Below are 18910 nucleotides of genomic sequence, written 5' to 3'. Positions count from 1 at the left end.
CGCAAGCAAGTAAGATTAGAGCACATACTTAGCCGAGAACATGATGCGGCTCAAATCCCCATCATCGCCATTTTCTTTACTGTTCTTGGCGTACAGATACTCGACCCCAAAGGTCAGCGGTTTGCTTGGCGAATAAAGTAAGTTGATATAGCCAGAATAAGCATCCTTATTCACGCCTGAACCGGTTAAAGCCGCATCGTTATCCGCTTGCATGCCTGACAAGGTTACACTGCTGCGCCACTGCTCATTCCACCAATGACGATAAGACACAAATCCACCGAAAGTACGAATCGACTCAATATCACCGTTGGCATCCAGCACACCCGCATTAATGTAATTGAGTGCCATATAACGACCTAAGCCTTCACCATAGGTGGCCGTAAAGCGAAGATCATCTTTGCCGACCGGAATAATGCCCGCCACACTGGCGCCATATCCTAGGGCTGAGCTATCAATCTGCGTCGCACCTATCTTAGTTTCTAAATTCAATTGACGGGCAATACCCGCAAAAGAGAACGCCGCGCCGCCATCCGTTTTGAGGTTATACCGCGCGATGACATCGGGGATTACCCCGCTACCACTGGTAATGCGGGCACCGCCTTGATTTGGCGTGACTGTGGTTTCAGGATTTTCAATCGCAAATTGGAAATTACCTTGGGTATAGCGCAATAGTGTTTGGCGGGCGAACGGGGTGCCATCGGCAGCACCAACAAAATCGAGATTCTCAGGCAATGCCGCAGCATTTTGGAAGGTGGTCCACGTTTGGCCTACCGTCCAATTGTCATAGGAGACAAATGCATGGCGAATACGAGGCGAGTAGCTGTTGGATGTGCGTTCATTGCCATCGGTGTGGGTCATAAAATCGAGTTCAATAAAGCCAGAAAGTTTATGACCATCAATATCAGTCGTCGCTTTGAAATTAAAACGTGTTTCGCGAGCTTGAAAATCCACGACTTGATTGCCATTCCCCTCTTTTCCATAAATAGTGCCTGGAACATAAAATTGCCTAGAGAGATCCCCCGAATCCGGGGCACCATTACCATAATCACTGAACATGATGTCAGCTTTGATATAACCGCCAAACTCAATGTCCGTATCTTTTAGTGATGCCGCATTGGCCGAACTTGCTAATGCCAACAATATTGCACTACCCATCAAGCTTAGTTTTGCTTGTTTCATTTTTGTCTTTCCCCAGTTGTTATTATTAATCCGCAACCAATATGGACAAATTAACAAGTGAGAAACATTGGCAATAGGTCTATGAGACAAAAGTAGAAAATATCATGATAAATAATATGTTAGGAAAATATTTGAAACGAAATAAGTAAAACTAAGGTATTAAATCTAGGTACTGGAAATTGAAGCTTAACTTGGTAAATTCAGTGGGTAACTTGAGAGAGATAAAGCGGGATAATAAGTGGTGGGTCGTGAAGGATTCGAACCTTCGACCAATTGGTTAAAAGCCAACTGCTCTACCGACTGAGCTAACGACCCATCTAGGTATTGCGATAAATCTGTTCACTTATTCTGACATTAATAATGTAAGTAATAAGTGGTGGGTCGTGAAGGATTCGAACCTTCGACCAATTGGTTAAAAGCCAACTGCTCTACCGACTGAGCTAACGACCCATCTAGGTATTGCGCTGATTTATGCACTTTCAGTAAAGTGGTGGGTCGTGAAGGATTCGAACCTTCGACCAATTGGTTAAAAGCCAACTGCTCTACCGACTGAGCTAACGACCCATCTAGGTATTGCGCTGATTTATGCACTTTCAGTAAAGTGGTGTGTCATAAAGGATTAGAACCATTCGACTGATTGGTTAAAAGCCAACTGCCCTAGCTTTATAAAAAAAAGCGACTGAGCTAACGACCATCTAGGTATTGCTTTAAAACTGTTCACTTATTCCGTCATTAACGATGCGAATAATAAGTGGTGGGTCGTGAAGGATTCGAACCTTCGACCAATTGGTTAAAAGCCAACTGCTCTACCGACTGAGCTAACGACCCATCTAGGTATTGCGATAAAACTGTTCACTTATTCTGACATCAATAATGTAAGTAATAAGTGGTGGGTCGTGAAGGATTCGAACCTTCGACCAATTGGTTAAAAGCCAACTGCTCTACCGACTGAGCTAACGACCCATCTAGGTATTGCGCTGATTTATGCACTTTCAGTAAAGTGGTGGGTCGTGAAGGATTCGAACCTTCGACCAATTGGTTAAAAGCCAACTGCTCTACCGACTGAGCTAACGACCCATTGTACTACTGCCTATCTCGCTAAATACCACTAACTTATTCTATTTATTAGAGTAAGTGGTGGGTCGTGAAGGATTCGAACCTTCGACCAATTGGTTAAAAGCCAACTGCTCTACCGACTGAGCTAACGACCCATTTACTGGTATTTTACGCCCCGAACGACCTCGCCGCTCTGAGGGCGCCTATAATACCTTTTTCATCTTCTCATGCAAGCGCAAATTCCCAATTTTTTGTCGTTTGCATGAAAAACAGACTAAGAGTATGTTTTTTGGTTAATTACGCTTTAATTGCAGCCAGTTGCTGCTGTGCAATGCGTGCTGCTGCGCTGTTTGCGTAATCTTTGACGACTTGTTGGTAGTATTGCGTCGCCCCAGCCTTGTCACCGGTTTTCTCGGCGATCATGCCAAGCTTCACTAAACTGTCACCGCGTTTATTAGAATCACTAAAACGGTCAACCACAGTTTTGAAGGCTTGTTTGGCTTCTGCAAACTCGCTCTTATTAAATAACAGCTGTCCTAACCAATAGTTAGCATTCGCGGCATACACAGAATCTGGGTATTGTTTGATAAAAGCACGGAAGGCAGGAATCGCATCATCATACTTACGCTCTTTCAAGACTAAGTTAACCGCACTCTCATAGCTTGCTGTTTCACTTAAACTACTTGAAGCAGCATTCGTCGCGGCGACTGAGGGTGTGGATGTCGCGGCTGCGGCTGCTGGAGCGGCAGATGCCTTTGAGGATAAATTAGCAAGTTCATCATATAACTGACGCTGACGCTGTTGCATCTGCTCAATCTGATAATTCTGTTGTTCGGTTAAACCACGTAAATCGAGTACTTCCTGCTGCAGTGTATCAAGACGGCGCTGCATTTCGAGCTCGCTTTGTTGTCTTGATTTTACAATACGTTCTATGCGAGCAAGTCTGTCATCACCCGAACCACCAGCAATATCTTCCACAGGAGCAGGTGCTGCAACAGCAGCACCTGCACCAAGGAACATTGCCGTAATTAAGACGGCACGTTTCATTGTGTTACTCTCCGAGATTCAATCTTAGTAAACTAAAACTGCACGACGGTTTTTGCCAAAACCTTCATCAGTGCGAGAAAAATCAAGTGGTTTTTCTTCGCCATAGCTGACTATGCTCATTTGGCTTGGCTGTACGCCCATACCTTGTAGGTATTTAGCAACGGCTTTAGCACGACGCTCGCCCAGAGCAATGTTGTACTCAGGCGTGCCACGCTCATCCGCATGGCCTTCAATCAGTACGCGCACACTTGGGTGCTCAACTAAGTAAGTGCCATGGGCTTCTAATATTGCGGCGAAATCTGTTTGAACTTCACTGCGGTCAAAGTCGAAGTAAATGATGTGTTGCTTTCTCAAGTCTTCTAACTGCTGACGTTGTTGCTCTTCAGCAGACAAGATTGCGCCTACACCACCAGTTTGAATGCCACCACCATTCAGCTCACTACCTGAACCGTTTGTTGAGCCCATTGCATCAGTTTCTGATTCTGAAGTTGAGCTACATGCACTAAGAGCCATAATTGGAAGTGCTACCAACATAGCTTTTAACAACTTATTCAGATCCATTACGTGTTCCTTATAAAATTAAATGTGATTAAATCAAGGTATAACATTAGAGAAACGGTGACCAAGAAGGTGATTTCACCTCACCTTGACCTGCCGGTAATCTTGCTTTAAAACGTCCATCCGTAGAAACAGCTGCTAATACTTGCTTGCCTTGGTATGTAGTGCCATAGATCACCATAGTACCATTAGGGGCCACACTTGGAGATTCATCCAAACGTGTCGATGTCAGCACCTGCATAAAACGCGTACTTAAATCCATACGCGCAATATTAAATTTACCGTTCGTGCGATTAACAAAAATCATACTGCGACCATCAGGGGTAATTGAACCACCGAGGTTCCATTCACCTTCAAAGGTCTCGCGACTGACTTTACCTGAGCTCAACTCTACGCGATAAATCTGTGGTCTACCACCGCGCTCTGATGTAAAAATCAGCGACTTTCCATCAGGATACCATGATGGCTCAGTATCGATAGCATAGTGATTGGTAATACGCTTAATCGCTTTAGTTGCAATATCTATGATGTAAATTTCAGGCTGACCGTCTTTAGATAAAGTCACAGCCAAAGATTTACCATCGGGTGAGAACGCCGGCGCACCGTTAATACCAGGGAAAGAGCTCACTTTCGTGCGCACTTGGGTATAAAGGTCTTGCACGAAGATCTCCGCTTTTTTGTTTTCAAAGCTTACATACGCTAGACGACGACCATCGGGTGACCAAGTCGGTGACATCAACGGCTCTGGCGAGCGCAGTAACATTTGCTCATTGACGCCATCATAATCAGCAACCATCAATTGATATGGGGCTTTTTGAGTATGATTGACCACAACATAGGAGATCCGCGTTAAGAATGCGCCGCGAATACCGGTTAACTTTTCATAGACGATATCGCTGATCCTGTGTCCATATTGGCGAAATTGCGCCGCTGAAATCACAGTTTGACGGCTGTCCATCAAAAATTCTGTTGCACTAACTGGGCCTTTCAACGCTTGGTTTTGGGCTTTGACTAAATCGATTAAATCAAAGCTCACCAAATATTGATCGGTACCATAAGGTTTAACGGTGCCTAGCACTAACGCTTCGGCGCCAACACTTGACCAAGAATTAGCTTGAAACTGTGCCACAGTGCCAATATTACGCTGAGGCAGTCCAAGTTCGTCTAAAGGTTTAAACGTACCGCTACGCACTAAGTCTGACATCACTACATCCGCAATCGCTTGCGGCGCGGCGCCAGGACCTTGCCAAACAAAAGGCATCACAGCGATGGGACGCGCTGCGTCAACACCTTCTGTGATCACAATATCCAATGCCGCTTTTGCGGGGGTGGTGCAAAGCAGAACCGCCAATGCTAACCATTTTGCCAATATTTTCATGGGATTCCTTTAATTAAAACGTTGGTTCAACGATTAAGTTAATTTCTTTCATCAAGTTATAAACCGCAGGGTCCGGAGACACTGGCAATTTACCCGCCTTCAAAATCGCTGCTTTTGCTGCACGACAAACATTTGGATCACCGCCTTTAGTTTGACTGCTGATCACAAAACCATCATTTGCTAATCGTACAGAGACAGTACAAGTCTTGCCACGCATAGATTCATCCACCACCAAATTTCGTTGGATAGTCGATTTAATCATTGCCTGATACTTACCCACTTCACTCTGCATCTGCTTATTCATGGTTTGCGACAATGCCGCCTGCTCCGCCGCTAATGCATCGGCCATTTCCTGCTCCTGCTGGGCGCGGGCTTTGGCTTCAGCATCCGCTTTGGCCTTAGCATCTGCTTTCGCTTTAGCTTCGGCCTTGGCTTTCGCTTCTGCATCAGCCTTGGCTTTATCAGCTTTGGCCTTAGCTTCCGCCTCCTTCTGCTTACGATCGGTCTCGGCTTTTGCTGCTGCAGCTTCTTCCACTTTGCGTTTTTCCGCAGCTTTCTGCGCGGCATCTTCAGCGACTTTACGCTCCTGCTCTTTCAGCTTACGGTCGGCTTCGGCTTTAACTGCTTTTTCCTTTTCCTGCTGCTGTTTTACTTGAGCGAGCTTGGCCGCTTCGTTGGCCTTTTGGGTTTCAATTTCCTGCTGCTTACGTTCTTGCTCTAGCTTTTTAATTTGAGCCTGTTCACGTTCGCGCGCTTGCTTCGCTTCTTGCGCTTTGCGCTCAAGCTCGGCTTGGCGTTCTTGCTCACGGCGTTCAGCATCACGCTTTTCTTGCTTAAGTTTCTCAACTTGATTAGCGACTTTTTGCTGATCAACCATCACAGCTTTAACCGCTGGCGCACTAACTTGTTGCATAGGCTCAGGTTTATGAGAAAAATCTATCCCCAACGCCAGAATAATTATCACGCCAATATGAATACCCGCTGAAATTGACAGAGGTAATGTTACATCTGACTTATCTGCCACCTATTTCTCCTTGGGTGAATCCGTCATCAAACCGACTGATGGCACGCCAGCTTGCTGCAGTGTCACCATCAACTGAATCACTTTATCGTAAGGAATATTTCTATCGGCCTTAACCACCACGGGACGCTCAGGCTCTGTCACCATAAGCGCAGCAACTTCCGTCGCGAGCTCTTCCAAGTCCATAGGAACGTTGGTTGAACCACCTTTATTCAAATAATAATCACCGTCACCGTCAATCGAAGCCACCACTGGCGGCTTACTATCAGCGGGTAAAACTTCCGCAGCCCCTTGAGGCAGCTCCACTTTTACCCCTTGAGTGACTATGGGCGCTGTTACCATAAAAATAATTAACAGCACGAGCATCACGTCGATATAGGGCACCACGTTGATTTCGGCAACGGGGCGACGACGTTTGCGCTGATAAGCTGGTTGCATTATGCCCCTTCCTTCTCACTGTATGCTTGGCGATGCAAAATGCTGGAGAACTCTTCCATAAAGTTTGCGTAGGCCATTTCTAATTTATCAACTTGAGTCGAAAAACGGTTGTACGCAATAACCGCTGGGATCGCTGCAAATAGACCCATAGCCGTTGCAATCAAGGCTTCAGCAATACCTGGGGCCACCATAGCTAAGGTCGCGTTTTCCATCGAACCAATGGCGATAAATGAATTCATAATCCCCCATACCGTACCAAATAAACCGATATAAGGGCTAGTCGAACCAATGGTCGCTAATAAGGGTAAGTTTGCTTCTAACTTTTCCATTTCGCGAGAAAGTGTCACACGCATCGCACGTGATGTACCGTCCATCACAGCATCAGGCACTTTGCTATTTAATTTGTTCAGACGTGAATATTCTTTAAAGCCAGTCACAAATAATGACTCTAAACCGCTATTATCTGGACGAGTCGATAATTCTTTATATAAACGGTTTAAATCAACGCCAGACCAAAATTTATCTTCAAACTTAGCCGATTTACTTTTTGCGGATGTCAGTAAGCTACGGCGTTGTAAAATCACCGTCCAAGACATCACTGACAAGCAAAGTAAGGTGAACATAACAAATTTCACTAATAAACTGGCTTGTAAAAATAACCCAACAATCGACATATCAGCTTGCACTGTCAAACTCCTGCACAATATTTAAGGGAATAGCTCGGGGACGCATTCGTGACAGCGCAACACAAACAACCAGCACTGTGCCTTCACAATAACAGTCTCCCTGTTTATCGACCAAGCGTTGATGAAAGATCAACGAGGCCTTTTTCAACTCTATGACCTTAGTTTCAACAATAAGGTTCTGTTCAAAACGTGCCGCTTTGCGAAAATCTAATTCCGCACGCTTTACCACAAAGGCGGTATCGTCGGCTAAAAGCGCAGTCTGACTCACGCCAAGGGCTTTTAGCCACTCGGTTCTCGCCCGCTCAAAAAAGTTGAGATAGTTCGAATGATAGACAACGCCGCCAGCGTCGGTGTCTTCGTAATAGACTGAAATAGGCCAATGAAACATCATTTGAAAATAAGCAAATTTTGGTTGAAAAATTGACGCTTACTATACCTAGGGAAACAAGACTTGTGAATGACCCGACGAAGATATAGATAGGAATAGCGCGGGTTTCAGATGAATAGGGGCAATTGTAAAAGACAATGGGGTCAAAGGACCCCATTTTATTAACATAGTTAGTTATTTTGCGATAGTTTGTGGCAGGGTTAAGCCAAAACTCTGCCACAAGAAACTGTAGATATCGGCAAATTCGTCAATCTTCATCGCCGTCGGTTTACCAGCTCCGTGACCCGCATTGGACTCGATACGCATAATCACAGGTTCAGTGCCTTGTTGCTTATCTTGCAACATGGCCGCAAACTTGAAACTGTGCAATGGCACGACGCGATCATCATGGTCGGCCGTCATCACCATAGTCGCTGGGTAAGCTTGCGCTTTTACATTGTGATAAGGCGAATATGCCAATAGCGCAGGGAATTGATCTGCTTTATCGGCACTGCCATATTCACTCGTCCAAGCCCAACCGATAGTGAACTTATGGAAGCGCAGCATATCCAGTACGCCCACCGCAGGTAATACCGCAGCGAAAAGTTCAGGGCGTTGAGTTACCGCAGCGCCCATCAACAGACCACCGTTACTGCGGCCATAGGCACCTAACTTAGTGCTATTAGTGTATTTTTCACTCACTAGATATTCCGCGGCGGCAAAATAGTCATCAAATACATTTTGCTTTTTATCGAACATACCCGCTTGATGCCAGCTTTCGCCGTATTCAGCGCCGCCACGTAAACTCGGCACAGCGTAAATACCGCCCATATCTAACCAAGCAATGTTGGCCGGACTAAAGCGTGGTGTCATCGAAATGGCAAAGCCACCATAGGCATACAGTAATGTTGGGTTTTGACCGTTCTTCACTAAGCCTTTTTTGTAGGACAGCATCATAGGCACACGCGTGCCGTCTTTACTGCGATAAAACACTTGCTCAGAAACATAGTCATCGGGATTAAACGATACTTTAGGTTTAGCAATTACGCTTGATTCTGCAGTTTTAAAGTCAAATTTATAGGTGGTCTCAGGTTGAATATAACTATTAAACACATAATAGAAATAGTCTTTGCTTGCTTTGCCAAAAGGCCCCGCCACATTGCCTTGACCGGGTAATGCTACGTCTTGGCGCTTCTGTCCACCCATGCTGTAAATCGATAATTGACCTAATACATCGTGTAAATAACTCACCACTAAATGGTCATTAATTATGGCGACGTTATTAATGGGATCTGTAGACTCAGGAATAATGGTTTGCCATTGGGATTTATCGCTATTGCGGGTATCAATCGCAATCACTTTCCCATTAGGCGCATCTAAGTCAGTTTTAAAATAAAATACTGAACTATCATTACCGAGAAACTCATATTCAGCTTCTAAGTTGAGGATCAATTCCACCACTTGTGATTTAGGTTCAAATAAGGATTTATAGAAGAAACGATTACGCTTATCCGTACCTTGAGAAATCGACAGTAATAAGTATTCGCCTTTCTCGGATACCTCGATACCAAAGCCCCAATCTTTATTCTGTGGGCGCTCGTAAATCAATAAATCTTGGCGCTGATCTGTGCCTAATTTATGGTAATACACTTTTTGGTTGAAATTGACGTCGGCTAAGACATCTCCACCCGCTGGGGCATCATAGCGAGCATAAAACACACCTTGGTTTTCTTTATCCCAGACTGCGCTAGAAAATTTAATCCATTTCAATTCATCAGCAAGTTTCTTACCGGTTGCGATATCAACAAATTGCCATTGCTGCCAATCTGAGCCCGAATTTGACACGCCATAGGCTAAAATTTTACCGTCATTACTCACTGCAACACCTGATAGTGCCACAGTGCCATCCGCAGACAGTTTGTTTGGATCGAGAACTGGCTTTTCAACGCCATCTAACCCTTTTACATACAAAACAGATTGCGCCTGCAGGCCATCATTACGGTAGTAAAATTGATTGTCGCCATTCTCAAATGGGGCTGATATTTTTTCGTAATTCCACAACTCAGTAATGCGATCGACCACAGCTTGTTTATTGGGGATCTTGGCTAAATAGGCTTGACCGAAGGCTTGTTGTGCTTTAACCCAAGCTTCCGTTTCTGGCGTATTGGCTTCTAAATGGCGGTAAGGGTCCGCCACGGCAACACCGTGAATGGTTTCGACGAGATCATCTTTTTGAGTCACAGGATAAACCAATTTATTTGCGCTTGCCTGCTCAGTCGAATTTTGTTCAGGTGCATTGCCACTTTGGCAGGCACCGAGTGCCATTCCCAATGTGGCCACTAACAAACCTTGCTTTGCAAGGCGAAATCGTAATGCCATCTTGTTATCGTCCTTCTTGTGGTTTCAGGCTTAAGGCCTTTTCAGCAAGTACTATACAAGCAAAAAAAATCATGGCAATGCCGTAACTTAATAAGAAGATTTTTAGGTTGTATCGCAGATTTAACAAAATGGCAGCAAGGATAAGCTTATTGAAGTGTATTATTATGCACTAATAGTGATTTATAAGTTATTAATCAAGGTAAATAGTGACTTAAGTGATATAGATCACTTTTGCAATCATTAGAATTACTAATGTTTATGGGCAATTTTTCTCGTTTGTTTTACCGCCGAGTTCACCATAGAATGTGCTTGTTTTCAGGAGATACCTGCTTGCAGATATCGAAAACAAAGAACTTTTAAACTGGTGTGTTCCCAACACTTCAGTTTCTTCCCTGGTTCTTATGCTTGACTTCCTTCCTTCAATTTGTTGATTGCAAATGCATTATTTTTGCGGCCCGCTTAGTTTAAGCGGGCTTTTTTTTATCTATTTCAAACACCATCCTACTTACGACGATATCAAGTTTTAAACCGCTATCACTATTCATGCCCTCACCCCAGTTAAGTTGTCTAAGGTGCTTAACGGTTACCTGCTCGCGAATATCACAAATAAGAAAAACTCATAATCCTATTCAAAGCTCGCTGATGCTGCAAAGGTTGAGGTTGAGGTTGAGGTTGAGGTTGAGGTTGAGGTTGAGGTTGAGGTTGAGGTTGAGCGAAATTCTGCCACGCTATCCAAAAATAACCATCTTCGCATCCAGAAATGACAATGCCAAGTCAGTGACTTGGCATTGGATTAGGTTTAACTATATTGATGTAGCACAAATTAAACACTGCGCAAATGCACTACAAAGGCTTACTTATCCGTATCACAACGCGGCGGTTACGTGCCCTTTCGTCCATATCATCGTTCGAAGCCACATGACGGCGCTCACCGTGCCCTACAGTAACGATACGATCTTGCGGAATACCGCTGGCAACAAAGAAATCTTTTACCGACTCAGCCCGTTTATCTGAGACTTTTTGGTTAACTGAACGGCCACCATAACTGTCGGTATACGCATCCACCAGCACTAACTCTACTAAAGGATCATAGGCTAAGTATTCTTGAACCCGAGACAGTTGCTGCTGGGAGAAACGAGTTAAATCGGTTCCGCCTTCATCATAATTCAGCACAGTAAATGCGATATCTTCAAAGCTATAGGGCAACAGGTGCGCTAGACAAGCTTTGAACTCGCTGTATTTACGGCCAAAATTAACCGATGACAAACCCACAGCGATCTTATTTGACTCGTTATACCAATCGGCATAATAAAACGTCGGCTCCATACCGCGACTCAACTCAGCCAACATAGACCAAGCAGCACGTTTAGGCACCTCACCATTAAAGTACTTTTGATAATGCAGTGACGTGATCTCTTTTGAGACCACTCCCGGACGCCACTGTGGCGCGCGACTAATTAGCTTAGCTTGCGTGACTTGATCCGGTTTTACCCACATGTCTAAGGTAAAATTCATATTCTGCTGCTTACCCGCTTCGCTGGTAAAAATCGCTTTACCGTAGGAAGGGATATCGTGCTCGAGGCGACAAACGATGGGAGAATTCTCGCTCACTCGCCATTGGGAATCACTTAAAGAGGCGACATAATGGCGCAACTCTGCCGTTGCAGTTGCTGGAACGCATAAAATTGATACTAATATCAGTTTTCGCCACATAGCCTTTACTCATGTTTAATCGGTTACATGGCTTTATCGGCAAACTATTTAGTTCCTTTAGCTCATAAAACCATCAATCAAGCATGACACACCCCAACACATTTAGCATAATAGCGCCCTGTGAATTTTCTAGAGTACTTTATGAGTGACATTTGCGACGCGAACAAATTGAAATACCGATTTCGAGGCTACTTTCCCGTAGTCATTGATGTCGAAACTGCGGGCTTCAACTCTCAAACCGATGCGTTGCTAGAAATTGCCGTCACCCTACTAAAAATGGACAATGAAGGTGTGATAGGAATCGATAAAACCTTACACTTCCACATTGAGCCCTTTGAAGGCGCAAATTTAGAACCCGAAGCGTTAGCATTCAACGGCATTGATCCCACTAATCCGTTACGGGGAGCTGTGAGCGAGAAAGAAGCCTTTTTAGAAATCTTTAAAGCGGTGAAAAAAGCCCAAAAAGCCTCTGACTGCCATCGCAGTATCATAGTGGCGCATAATGCCGCCTTTGATCATGGCTTTGTGAGTAAGGCGATTGAACGTTGCGACTTAAAACGCTCGCCGTTTCATCCTTTTGCTACCTTCGATACTGCTACACTCGCCGGACTTGCCATAGGTCATACCGTACTGGCCAAAGCATGCATCATGGCGGGCATTCCCTTCGATAATAAAGAAGCCCATTCTGCGCTATATGATACCGAACGTACCGCAGAGCTTTTTTGTCACATAGTGAATCGTTGGAAATCATTAGGCGGCTGGCCGTTACTGGCCGTAGATGCGCAGGATGCACCAAGCGATACTGAGGAATAAGTTTAGCGGTTCACGCTAGACCTTAAGTCATTTAAAAACAAAAAAGCTGCCATTGGCAGCTTTTTTCATTTAACAGACAACTGTAATTAGCAAGTACTAATTACAGTGAGCTTGCGTTTTCAGACAGGTAAGCAGCAACACCTTCAGTGCTTGCATTCATACCTTTATCGCCTTTTTCCCAGCCAGCAGGACATACATCGCCGTGCTCTTCATGGAATTGCAGTGCGTCGATCATACGTAGCATTTCATCAACGTTACGGCCTAAGGGCAGATCGTTAACCACTTGGTGACGAACCATGCCTTCTTTGTCGATCAGGAATGAACCACGGAAAGCCACACCCGCTTCTGGATGCTCAACATCGTATGCTTTACAGATTTCATGTTTAACGTCAGCCACTAACGTGTACTTAACTTGACCAATACCGCCTTTTTCAACTGGGGTGTTGCGCCATGCGTTGTGAGTGAACTGAGAATCGATAGACACACCGATCACTTCTACGCCACGCTTAGTGAACTCTTCCATGCGGTGATCAAATGCGATCAACTCTGATGGACAAACGAAAGTGAAGTCAAGTGGATAGAAGAATACGACTGCTGGCTTGCCTTTGATGGCAGCAGTTAAGTTGAAGCTATCAACGATTTCGCCAGAACCTAATACAGCTGCAGCAGTAAAATCAGGAGCCTGACGGCCTACTAATACGCTCATTTTATATCTCCATCTATGAGTTGAACTAAGTGTAAAGTAAGACGCCCTCAAGCCAGTATGCTCTCCTCAACCTAGGTCGAGTTAAATCCTTACTGATTAGAAGGTGTTCTTACCAATCAAATCTTTAGGCATTATAAGTCGTGTGCTGTGCCTTACAACCTATTTAAGACCAATATCACATTTTTCAAGGGCATTTCCGTTTTGCCTGACTAAGGATAGAGCAATCTGCACTGATTGCGTGCGATGCACACCACATTCAGCTAACAGACTAAACCCAGCATGATCACATTTTCAGATATTTTTCAGATAAGCTATCGGCAAACTGGACATCCACAGCCTTTGCAGTCAAAAATAGCGTCTTTGGCTTAAAGAATTAAGAAAATTGACTATGAATGCAGTCGTAATTGCAGTGTGCTTAATGTTGGCACTCAGTTTAGCTAGGGTGAATGTAGTAATCGCCCTCACCGTAAGCGCCCTAGTGGCGGGACTTGTGGGCGGAATGGATCTGCACCAAACCATAGATGCCTTTAATACTGGCTTAGGTGGCGGCGCGCAAATTGCGCTCAGTTATGCATTATTAGGTGCCTTTGCTGTCGCACTCTCGCACTCAGGCTTAACCACGCTGATCTCAAGAAGCATCATCAGTAGTCTTGGGCAAGATCCTAATCCCACCAACACTAACTGGGTTCGCTGGTTACTGCTGTTATCGCTACTTGTCATGTCGATGGCCTCGCAGAATATTTTACCTATTCATATCGCCTTCATTCCGATTTTAGTGCCGCCTCTGTTGCATGTGATGACCAAACTGAAGATTGACCGTCGTTTAGTCGCCTGTGTTTTGACCTTTGGTCTCGTCACCACCTATATGATTTTACCGATTGGATTTGGTGGTATTTTCTTAAATGATATTCTGCTTTCCAACTTAACCAGCAATGGCTTAGCGGCTGTGCGTGAGCAAATTCCACCAGCCATGTTAATTCCAGCGGCGGGCATGATAGTCGGTTTACTGACAGCTGTGTTTATTAGTTACCGTAAGCCTCGGATCTATGATGAAGCCAAAGTATTGGTTGCTGAGCCAGAAGAAACCCTCAACAAACGTAATATTATCATCGCCGCAGTGGCGATATTAGCCACCTTAATGGTGCAACTTGAAACCGATTCGATGATTTTTGGCGCCTTAGTCGGCTTCATGATTTTCAGTTTCTCGGGCGCTTTAAAACACGTCGCCGACCAAGATATTTTCAATCAAGGCGTGCGCATGATGGCTAACATCGGCTTTATCATGATTTCAGCCGCTGGCTTTGCCGCCGTAGTGAAAGAAACCGGTGAAGTGGGGACGCTTGTGGCTTCGCTTAGCGACATCATTGGTGATAATAAAGCCCTCGCCGCCTTCTTGATGCTGCTAGTGGGTCTACTGATCACTATGGGAATTGGCTCGTCTTTCTCCACTATCCCGATTATCGCGACGATTTATGTGCCATTGGCGTTAAGTTTTGGTTTTTCGGTGGCGGCGACCATTGCGTTAGTCGGCACCGCCGCGGCGCTGGGTGATGCGGGCTCGCCAGCATCGGATTCCACCTTAGGTCCTACTGCGGGTTTGAATGCCGATGGCCAACACGATCATATCCGTGACAGCGTGATCCCCACCTTCATCCACTACAATATTCCACTGTTAGTGTTTGGCTGGATTGCGGCCATGGTGTTGTAACACCGAACAATACACCCAATAAAAAGGCCGAATTGCATTGCAATTCGGCCTTTTAGATCGAGCGCCCAAATATTAACAAGCTATATGAATAGGCATGTTAACAGGCACAGGAACGATTATTTAGTACCAAAGATTTTATCGCCTGCATCACCAAGACCTGGCAGGATATAGCCTTTCTCGTTTAAGCATCTATCGACAGCTGCAGTATATAATTCGATATCCGGATGCGCCGCTTCTAACGCTTTAATGCCTTCAGGTGCTGCCACTAACACTAAGGCTTTGATTGAAGTACAGCCGCGTTTCTTCAATAAATCGACGGTCGCAATCATAGAGCCACCAGTCGCGAGCATTGGGTCGACAACTAAAGCGATACGCTCATTCATGTCGCTAGCGAGCTTTTCAAAGTAAGGCACAGGCTCAAGGGTTTCTTCGTCACGGTAAATGCCGACAACTGAAATACGCGCACTGGGGATATGCTCAAGCACACCGTCCATCATGCCCAAACCCGCACGTAAAATCGGCACAACCGTGACTTTTTTACCTTTGATTTGGTCGACTTCAACCGGACCGTTCCAGCCTTCAATCGTCACCGTTTCAGTTTCGAAATCTGCGGTAGCTTCATAGGTTAATAAACTGCCCACTTCGGCGGCTAGCTCACGGAAACGCTTAGTGCTAATGTCACCTTCGCGCATTAAACCGATTTTGTGACGCACTAAAGGATGTTTAACCTCGACAACTTTCATTTTTCTCTCCTACTTTATTTTTCGGCGTATTATTTTAGGCAAATTTTTCAGATTCTAGTTGATTTGTTTACTAGGTAAAACATAAAGTTTTGCCATTAGGCCTAATCGTGAGCTATCTCCCAAGAATAATTCCCAATCGCTTAAGATACGTACCTTAATTTACTATTTTGTGACCAATCACAAGGCTTCAAAAACTGAAATACAGTTTTACTCAACCAAAAATAATCCGCCGAGGGGCATAAATCCAAATCATGACTTTCGACCCCTAGCACAAGCTGGTAGAATACCGCCGCATAAAATCCAATAACGATGTACCCGAGAGGATCCCTCCGTGAGCACACCTACCCCACTGAGCTATAAAGATGCCGGCGTTGATATTGATGCAGGTAATGCACTGGTAAGTAACATAAAAGCAGCCGTTAAACGTACCCGTCGTCCAGAAGTTATGGGCAACTTAGGTGGTTTTGGCGCCCTGTGTGAAATCCCCACCAAATACAAGCAACCGGTTTTAGTGTCTGGCACCGACGGTGTTGGAACTAAATTGCGTTTAGCCATCGACTATAAAAAACACGACACAGTCGGCATAGACTTAGTTGCTATGTGTGTGAACGATTTAATCGTTCAAGGCGCTGAGCCACTGTTTTTCCTCGATTACTACGCAACGGGCAAGCTGGATGTTGAAACCGCGACGTCTGTCGTCAACGGTATCGGCGAAGGTTGTTTCCAATCTGGTTGTGCATTAATCGGCGGTGAAACCGCTGAAATGCCAGGCATGTATGAAGGTGAAGATTACGACCTAGCAGGTTTCTGCGTGGGCGTAGTTGAAAAAGCCGACATCATTGACGGTAGCAAAGTGGCAGCGGGTGATGCGCTTATCGCATTAGCCTCGAGCGGCCCTCATTCAAATGGTTACTCTTTAGTACGTAAAGTATTAGAAGTAAGCCAAGCAGACCCTCAACAAGATCTCAATGGCAAACCGCTAATTGAACATCTACTTGAGCCAACCAAAATTTACGTGAAATCATTGCTAAAACTGATCGCAGCATCAGACGTACATGCAATGGCACACATTACTGGCGGCGGCTTCTGGGAAAACATCCCACGCGTACTGCCTGATAATTTAAAAGCGGTTATCCAAGGTGATTCATGGCAATGGCCTGCTGTTTTCAGTTGGTTAATGGAAAATGGCAACATTGCAGAATACGAAATGTATCGTACCTTCAACTGTGGCGTCGGCATGTTAGTCGCGCTGCCAGCCGATAAAGTGGATGCAGCACTTGCATTACTGGCTGCAGAAGGCGAACAAGCTTGGCTGATCGGTGCTATCGCAGATCGTGAAGGCAATGAAGAGCAAGTGGAGATCCTGTAATGCCCCAGAGCTGTCGTGTAGTTGTATTAATTTCCGGAAATGGCAGTAACCTGCAAGCGATTATCGACGGTTGCGACGATAATATGCAGGCCGAAGTTGTCGGAGTCATCAGTAATAAACCCGATGCCTATGGCCTAGTGCGCGCCCATCATGGCGAAATTGATACCAGCTGCGTGATAGCTCACCAAGGTGAATCTCGCTCTGAATACGATGCGCGTTTAATGACAGTCATCGAACAGTACCAACCCGATTTAATCGTGTTGGCAGGATTTATGCGGATCTTAACCGATGATTTCGTGAATCATTACCTAGGTCGCATGATCAATATCCATCCTTCACTGTTACCGAAATACACTGGCTTAAACACCCATCAACGTGCCATTGACGCTAACGACAGCGAACATGGTGCCAGCGTACATTTTGTCACGCCAGAGCTGGATGCAGGTCCGGTGATTTTACAGGCCAAAGTGCCAGTTTATGAAGAAGATACCGCTGATATGCTCGCCGCCCGTGTGCATGAGCAAGAACATGCCATTTATCCACTCGTGGTGAAATGGTTTAGTCAGCAACGTCTTAACATGCAAAACGGCCAAGCCTATCTTGATGGCAATCTTATCGGCCCAAGCGGTTACGCGCCTGATTAGTTTCGCGAAATAGCAATTGGTCGCGAGATCAAAAATAGAGACCTTAGGGTCTCTATTTTTTTAACTATTTTCCACAAAAGCATTGTTTTCTGGGGCAATGTGGCATTAGATAACTTAACGAAAAGTGATTTTTGCTCGGCATGACAAGAGACTATTAGATGAAAAATATTATCTGCGATATCGATGGTGTACTACTGCACGACAATAAACTGATCCCCGGCAGCGACAAATTTATCCAGCGTATTTTAGAACAAGGCAATCCGTTAGTCGTCCTGACTAACTATCCCGTACAAACGGGAAAGGATCTGCAAAACCGTTTAAGCGCCGCCGGTATTGATATTCCTGAAGAATGCTTTTATACCTCCGCCATGGCCACCGCCGACTTTTTACAGCACCAAGAAGGCAGTAAAGCCTATGTTATTGGTGAAGGCGCCCTCACCCACGAACTCTACAAAGCAGGCTTTACCATTACCGATATCAACCCTGACTTTGTGATTGTCGGTGAAACCCGCTCCTACAATTGGGAAATGATCCATAAAGCTGCAGCCTTTGTGGCAGGTGGCGCCCGCTTTATTGCCACTAACCCTGACACTCACGGCCCAGCTTACAGCCCAGCCTGTGGCGCGCTATGTTCGCCAATAGAACGCATTACTGGTAAGAAACCCTTCTACGTGGGCAAACCGAGCGCATGGATTATTCGCTCAGCACTTAATCATATTGATGGACACTCGGAAGACACTGTGATCATAGGTGACAATATGCGTACCGATATTCTAGCGGGTTTCCAAGCGGGGCTTGAGACCATTCTGGTCACCAGTGGCGTGAGTAAGCTTGAAGATATCGACAAAGAACCCTTCCGCCCCAACCATGTGTTTGCCTGCGCTGGCGATATTGATGTGGTTTAAACAATTGTCTCCCCCTAGGTTTAGGTCTAACCACCCATTTTGCTAATCGTTCAAATATGACCTATGCAACACGTCTCGCCCAAAGGCGTATTGCATAGGGTAAAGCAACATTAAGTAACACATTCACCTTCTTCTCAGCCTTGTGGCTCACAGCGGCTTGCTTCATGATAAGCCTCACTTCAGATTGATTAACAGAAATC

General features: G+C 45.2%; 17 protein-coding genes and 7 tRNA genes. 5 read left to right on the top strand and 19 right to left on the bottom strand.

From position 1 onward, the window contains the following. Positions 1 to 15: 15 nt before the first annotated feature. The 17 genes from AYJ58_RS11590 to motY form a co-directional block, all read right to left on the bottom strand. The gene (locus AYJ58_RS11590; RefSeq protein ID WP_106650237.1) at positions 16 to 1179 is read right to left on the bottom strand and encodes a DcaP family trimeric outer membrane transporter; all 1164 of its coding nucleotides are present in this window, start codon (positions 1177 to 1179) and stop codon (positions 16 to 18) included. Positions 1180 to 1418: 239 nt separating this feature from the next. Beyond that, positions 1419 to 1494: transfer RNA gene (locus AYJ58_RS11585), tRNA-Lys, on the bottom strand. A 59-nt stretch (positions 1495 to 1553) separates the two neighbouring features. Next, a tRNA-Lys gene (locus AYJ58_RS11580) sits at positions 1554 to 1629 on the bottom strand. 38 nt (positions 1630 to 1667) lie between these two features. Further along, positions 1668 to 1743, bottom strand: a tRNA-Lys gene (locus tag AYJ58_RS11575). A gap of 188 nt (positions 1744 to 1931) precedes the next feature. Further along, positions 1932 to 2007: transfer RNA gene (locus tag AYJ58_RS11570), tRNA-Lys, on the bottom strand. A 59-nt stretch (positions 2008 to 2066) separates the two neighbouring features. Further along, positions 2067 to 2142 (bottom strand) — tRNA-Lys (locus AYJ58_RS11565). Between the two features lie 38 nt (positions 2143 to 2180). Next, positions 2181 to 2256: transfer RNA gene (locus AYJ58_RS11560), tRNA-Lys, on the bottom strand. Positions 2257 to 2314: 58 nt separating this feature from the next. Beyond that, positions 2315 to 2390: transfer RNA gene (locus tag AYJ58_RS11555), tRNA-Lys, on the bottom strand. 142 nt (positions 2391 to 2532) lie between these two features. Further along, the gene (ybgF, locus tag AYJ58_RS11550; RefSeq protein WP_106650236.1) at positions 2533 to 3282 is read right to left on the bottom strand and encodes a tol-pal system protein YbgF; all 750 of its coding nucleotides are present in this window, start codon (positions 3280 to 3282) and stop codon (positions 2533 to 2535) included. A gap of 24 nt (positions 3283 to 3306) precedes the next feature. Further along, entirely contained in the window at positions 3307 to 3843 is a 537-nt protein-coding gene (pal, locus tag AYJ58_RS11545) for a peptidoglycan-associated lipoprotein Pal (RefSeq protein ID WP_106650235.1), read from the bottom strand. Between the two features lie 46 nt (positions 3844 to 3889). Next, positions 3890 to 5218: a Tol-Pal system beta propeller repeat protein TolB gene (gene tolB, locus AYJ58_RS11540; protein ID WP_006081255.1), complete on the bottom strand. Its 1329-nt coding sequence runs from the start codon at positions 5216 to 5218 to the stop codon at positions 3890 to 3892. 13 nt (positions 5219 to 5231) lie between these two features. Then, a complete protein-coding gene (gene tolA / locus AYJ58_RS11535) occupies positions 5232 to 6242 on the bottom strand; it encodes a cell envelope integrity protein TolA (protein ID WP_106650234.1) in 1011 nt (336 codons plus the stop codon). Next, positions 6243 to 6677, bottom strand: a complete 435-nt coding sequence (gene tolR / locus AYJ58_RS11530) for a protein TolR (protein ID WP_106650233.1) — start codon at positions 6675 to 6677, stop codon at positions 6243 to 6245. After that, positions 6677 to 7363 (bottom strand): protein TolQ, encoded by a 687-nt coding sequence (gene tolQ, locus AYJ58_RS11525; RefSeq protein WP_006081252.1) that lies wholly within the window; start codon positions 7361 to 7363, stop codon positions 6677 to 6679. Before tolQ ends, tolR begins: the two co-directional genes overlap by 1 nt. Further along, the gene (gene ybgC, locus AYJ58_RS11520) at positions 7353 to 7754 is read right to left on the bottom strand and encodes a tol-pal system-associated acyl-CoA thioesterase (protein ID WP_006081251.1); all 402 of its coding nucleotides are present in this window, start codon (positions 7752 to 7754) and stop codon (positions 7353 to 7355) included. The genes tolQ and ybgC overlap by 11 nt, the downstream gene beginning before the upstream one ends. 171 nt (positions 7755 to 7925) lie before the next feature. Next, a complete protein-coding gene (locus tag AYJ58_RS11515; protein ID WP_106650232.1) occupies positions 7926 to 10109 on the bottom strand; it encodes a prolyl oligopeptidase family serine peptidase in 2184 nt (727 codons plus the stop codon). An 843-nt stretch (positions 10110 to 10952) separates the two neighbouring features. Beyond that, on the bottom strand, positions 10953 to 11822 hold the full coding sequence (gene motY / locus AYJ58_RS11510) for a flagellar protein MotY (protein ID WP_063883092.1): 870 nt from the start codon (positions 11820 to 11822) through the stop codon (positions 10953 to 10955). 141 nt (positions 11823 to 11963) lie between these two features. On the opposite strand from motY, the gene rnt reads away from it, so the two are divergent. Next, positions 11964 to 12635, top strand: a complete 672-nt coding sequence (gene rnt / locus AYJ58_RS11505) for a ribonuclease T (protein ID WP_106650231.1) — start codon at positions 11964 to 11966, stop codon at positions 12633 to 12635. A gap of 100 nt (positions 12636 to 12735) precedes the next feature. Here the strand turns inward: rnt and AYJ58_RS11500 are convergent, their stop codons facing one another. Next, positions 12736 to 13341 carry a peroxiredoxin C gene (locus AYJ58_RS11500; RefSeq protein WP_006081247.1) on the bottom strand — a complete coding sequence of 202 codons (606 nt, stop codon included), beginning with the start codon at positions 13339 to 13341 and terminating at the stop codon, positions 12736 to 12738. A 388-nt stretch (positions 13342 to 13729) separates the two neighbouring features. Between AYJ58_RS11500 and AYJ58_RS11495 the strand changes: the two genes are divergently transcribed. Then, positions 13730 to 15049: a Na+/H+ antiporter family protein gene (locus AYJ58_RS11495; RefSeq protein WP_106650230.1), complete on the top strand. Its 1320-nt coding sequence runs from the start codon at positions 13730 to 13732 to the stop codon at positions 15047 to 15049. Between the two features lie 116 nt (positions 15050 to 15165). Here the strand turns inward: AYJ58_RS11495 and upp are convergent, their stop codons facing one another. Further along, positions 15166 to 15792: a uracil phosphoribosyltransferase gene (gene upp / locus AYJ58_RS11490; RefSeq protein WP_106650229.1), complete on the bottom strand. Its 627-nt coding sequence runs from the start codon at positions 15790 to 15792 to the stop codon at positions 15166 to 15168. 331 nt (positions 15793 to 16123) lie between these two features. Here upp and purM point away from each other — a divergent pair, with 331 nt between their 5' ends. The 3 genes from purM (at position 16124) to AYJ58_RS11475 (ending at position 18710) form a co-directional block, all read left to right on the top strand. Further along, positions 16124 to 17161 carry a phosphoribosylformylglycinamidine cyclo-ligase gene (gene purM / locus AYJ58_RS11485; protein WP_006081244.1) on the top strand — a complete coding sequence of 346 codons (1038 nt, stop codon included), beginning with the start codon at positions 16124 to 16126 and terminating at the stop codon, positions 17159 to 17161. Next, on the top strand, positions 17161 to 17805 hold the full coding sequence (gene purN / locus AYJ58_RS11480) for a phosphoribosylglycinamide formyltransferase (protein ID WP_106650228.1): 645 nt from the start codon (positions 17161 to 17163) through the stop codon (positions 17803 to 17805). The genes purM and purN overlap by 1 nt, the downstream gene beginning before the upstream one ends. 158 nt (positions 17806 to 17963) lie before the next feature. After that, positions 17964 to 18710: an HAD-IIA family hydrolase gene (locus AYJ58_RS11475; RefSeq protein ID WP_006081242.1), complete on the top strand. Its 747-nt coding sequence runs from the start codon at positions 17964 to 17966 to the stop codon at positions 18708 to 18710. Positions 18711 to 18910 lie beyond the last annotated feature (200 nt).

It is taken from the genome of Shewanella sp. Pdp11, from assembly GCF_002838165.1.
GTDB classification, from domain to species: Bacteria; Pseudomonadota; Gammaproteobacteria; order Enterobacterales; family Shewanellaceae; genus Shewanella; species Shewanella hafniensis.
Note: the sequence above shows the minus strand (reverse complement) of the source record. Positions and strands in the feature narration are given on the sequence as shown.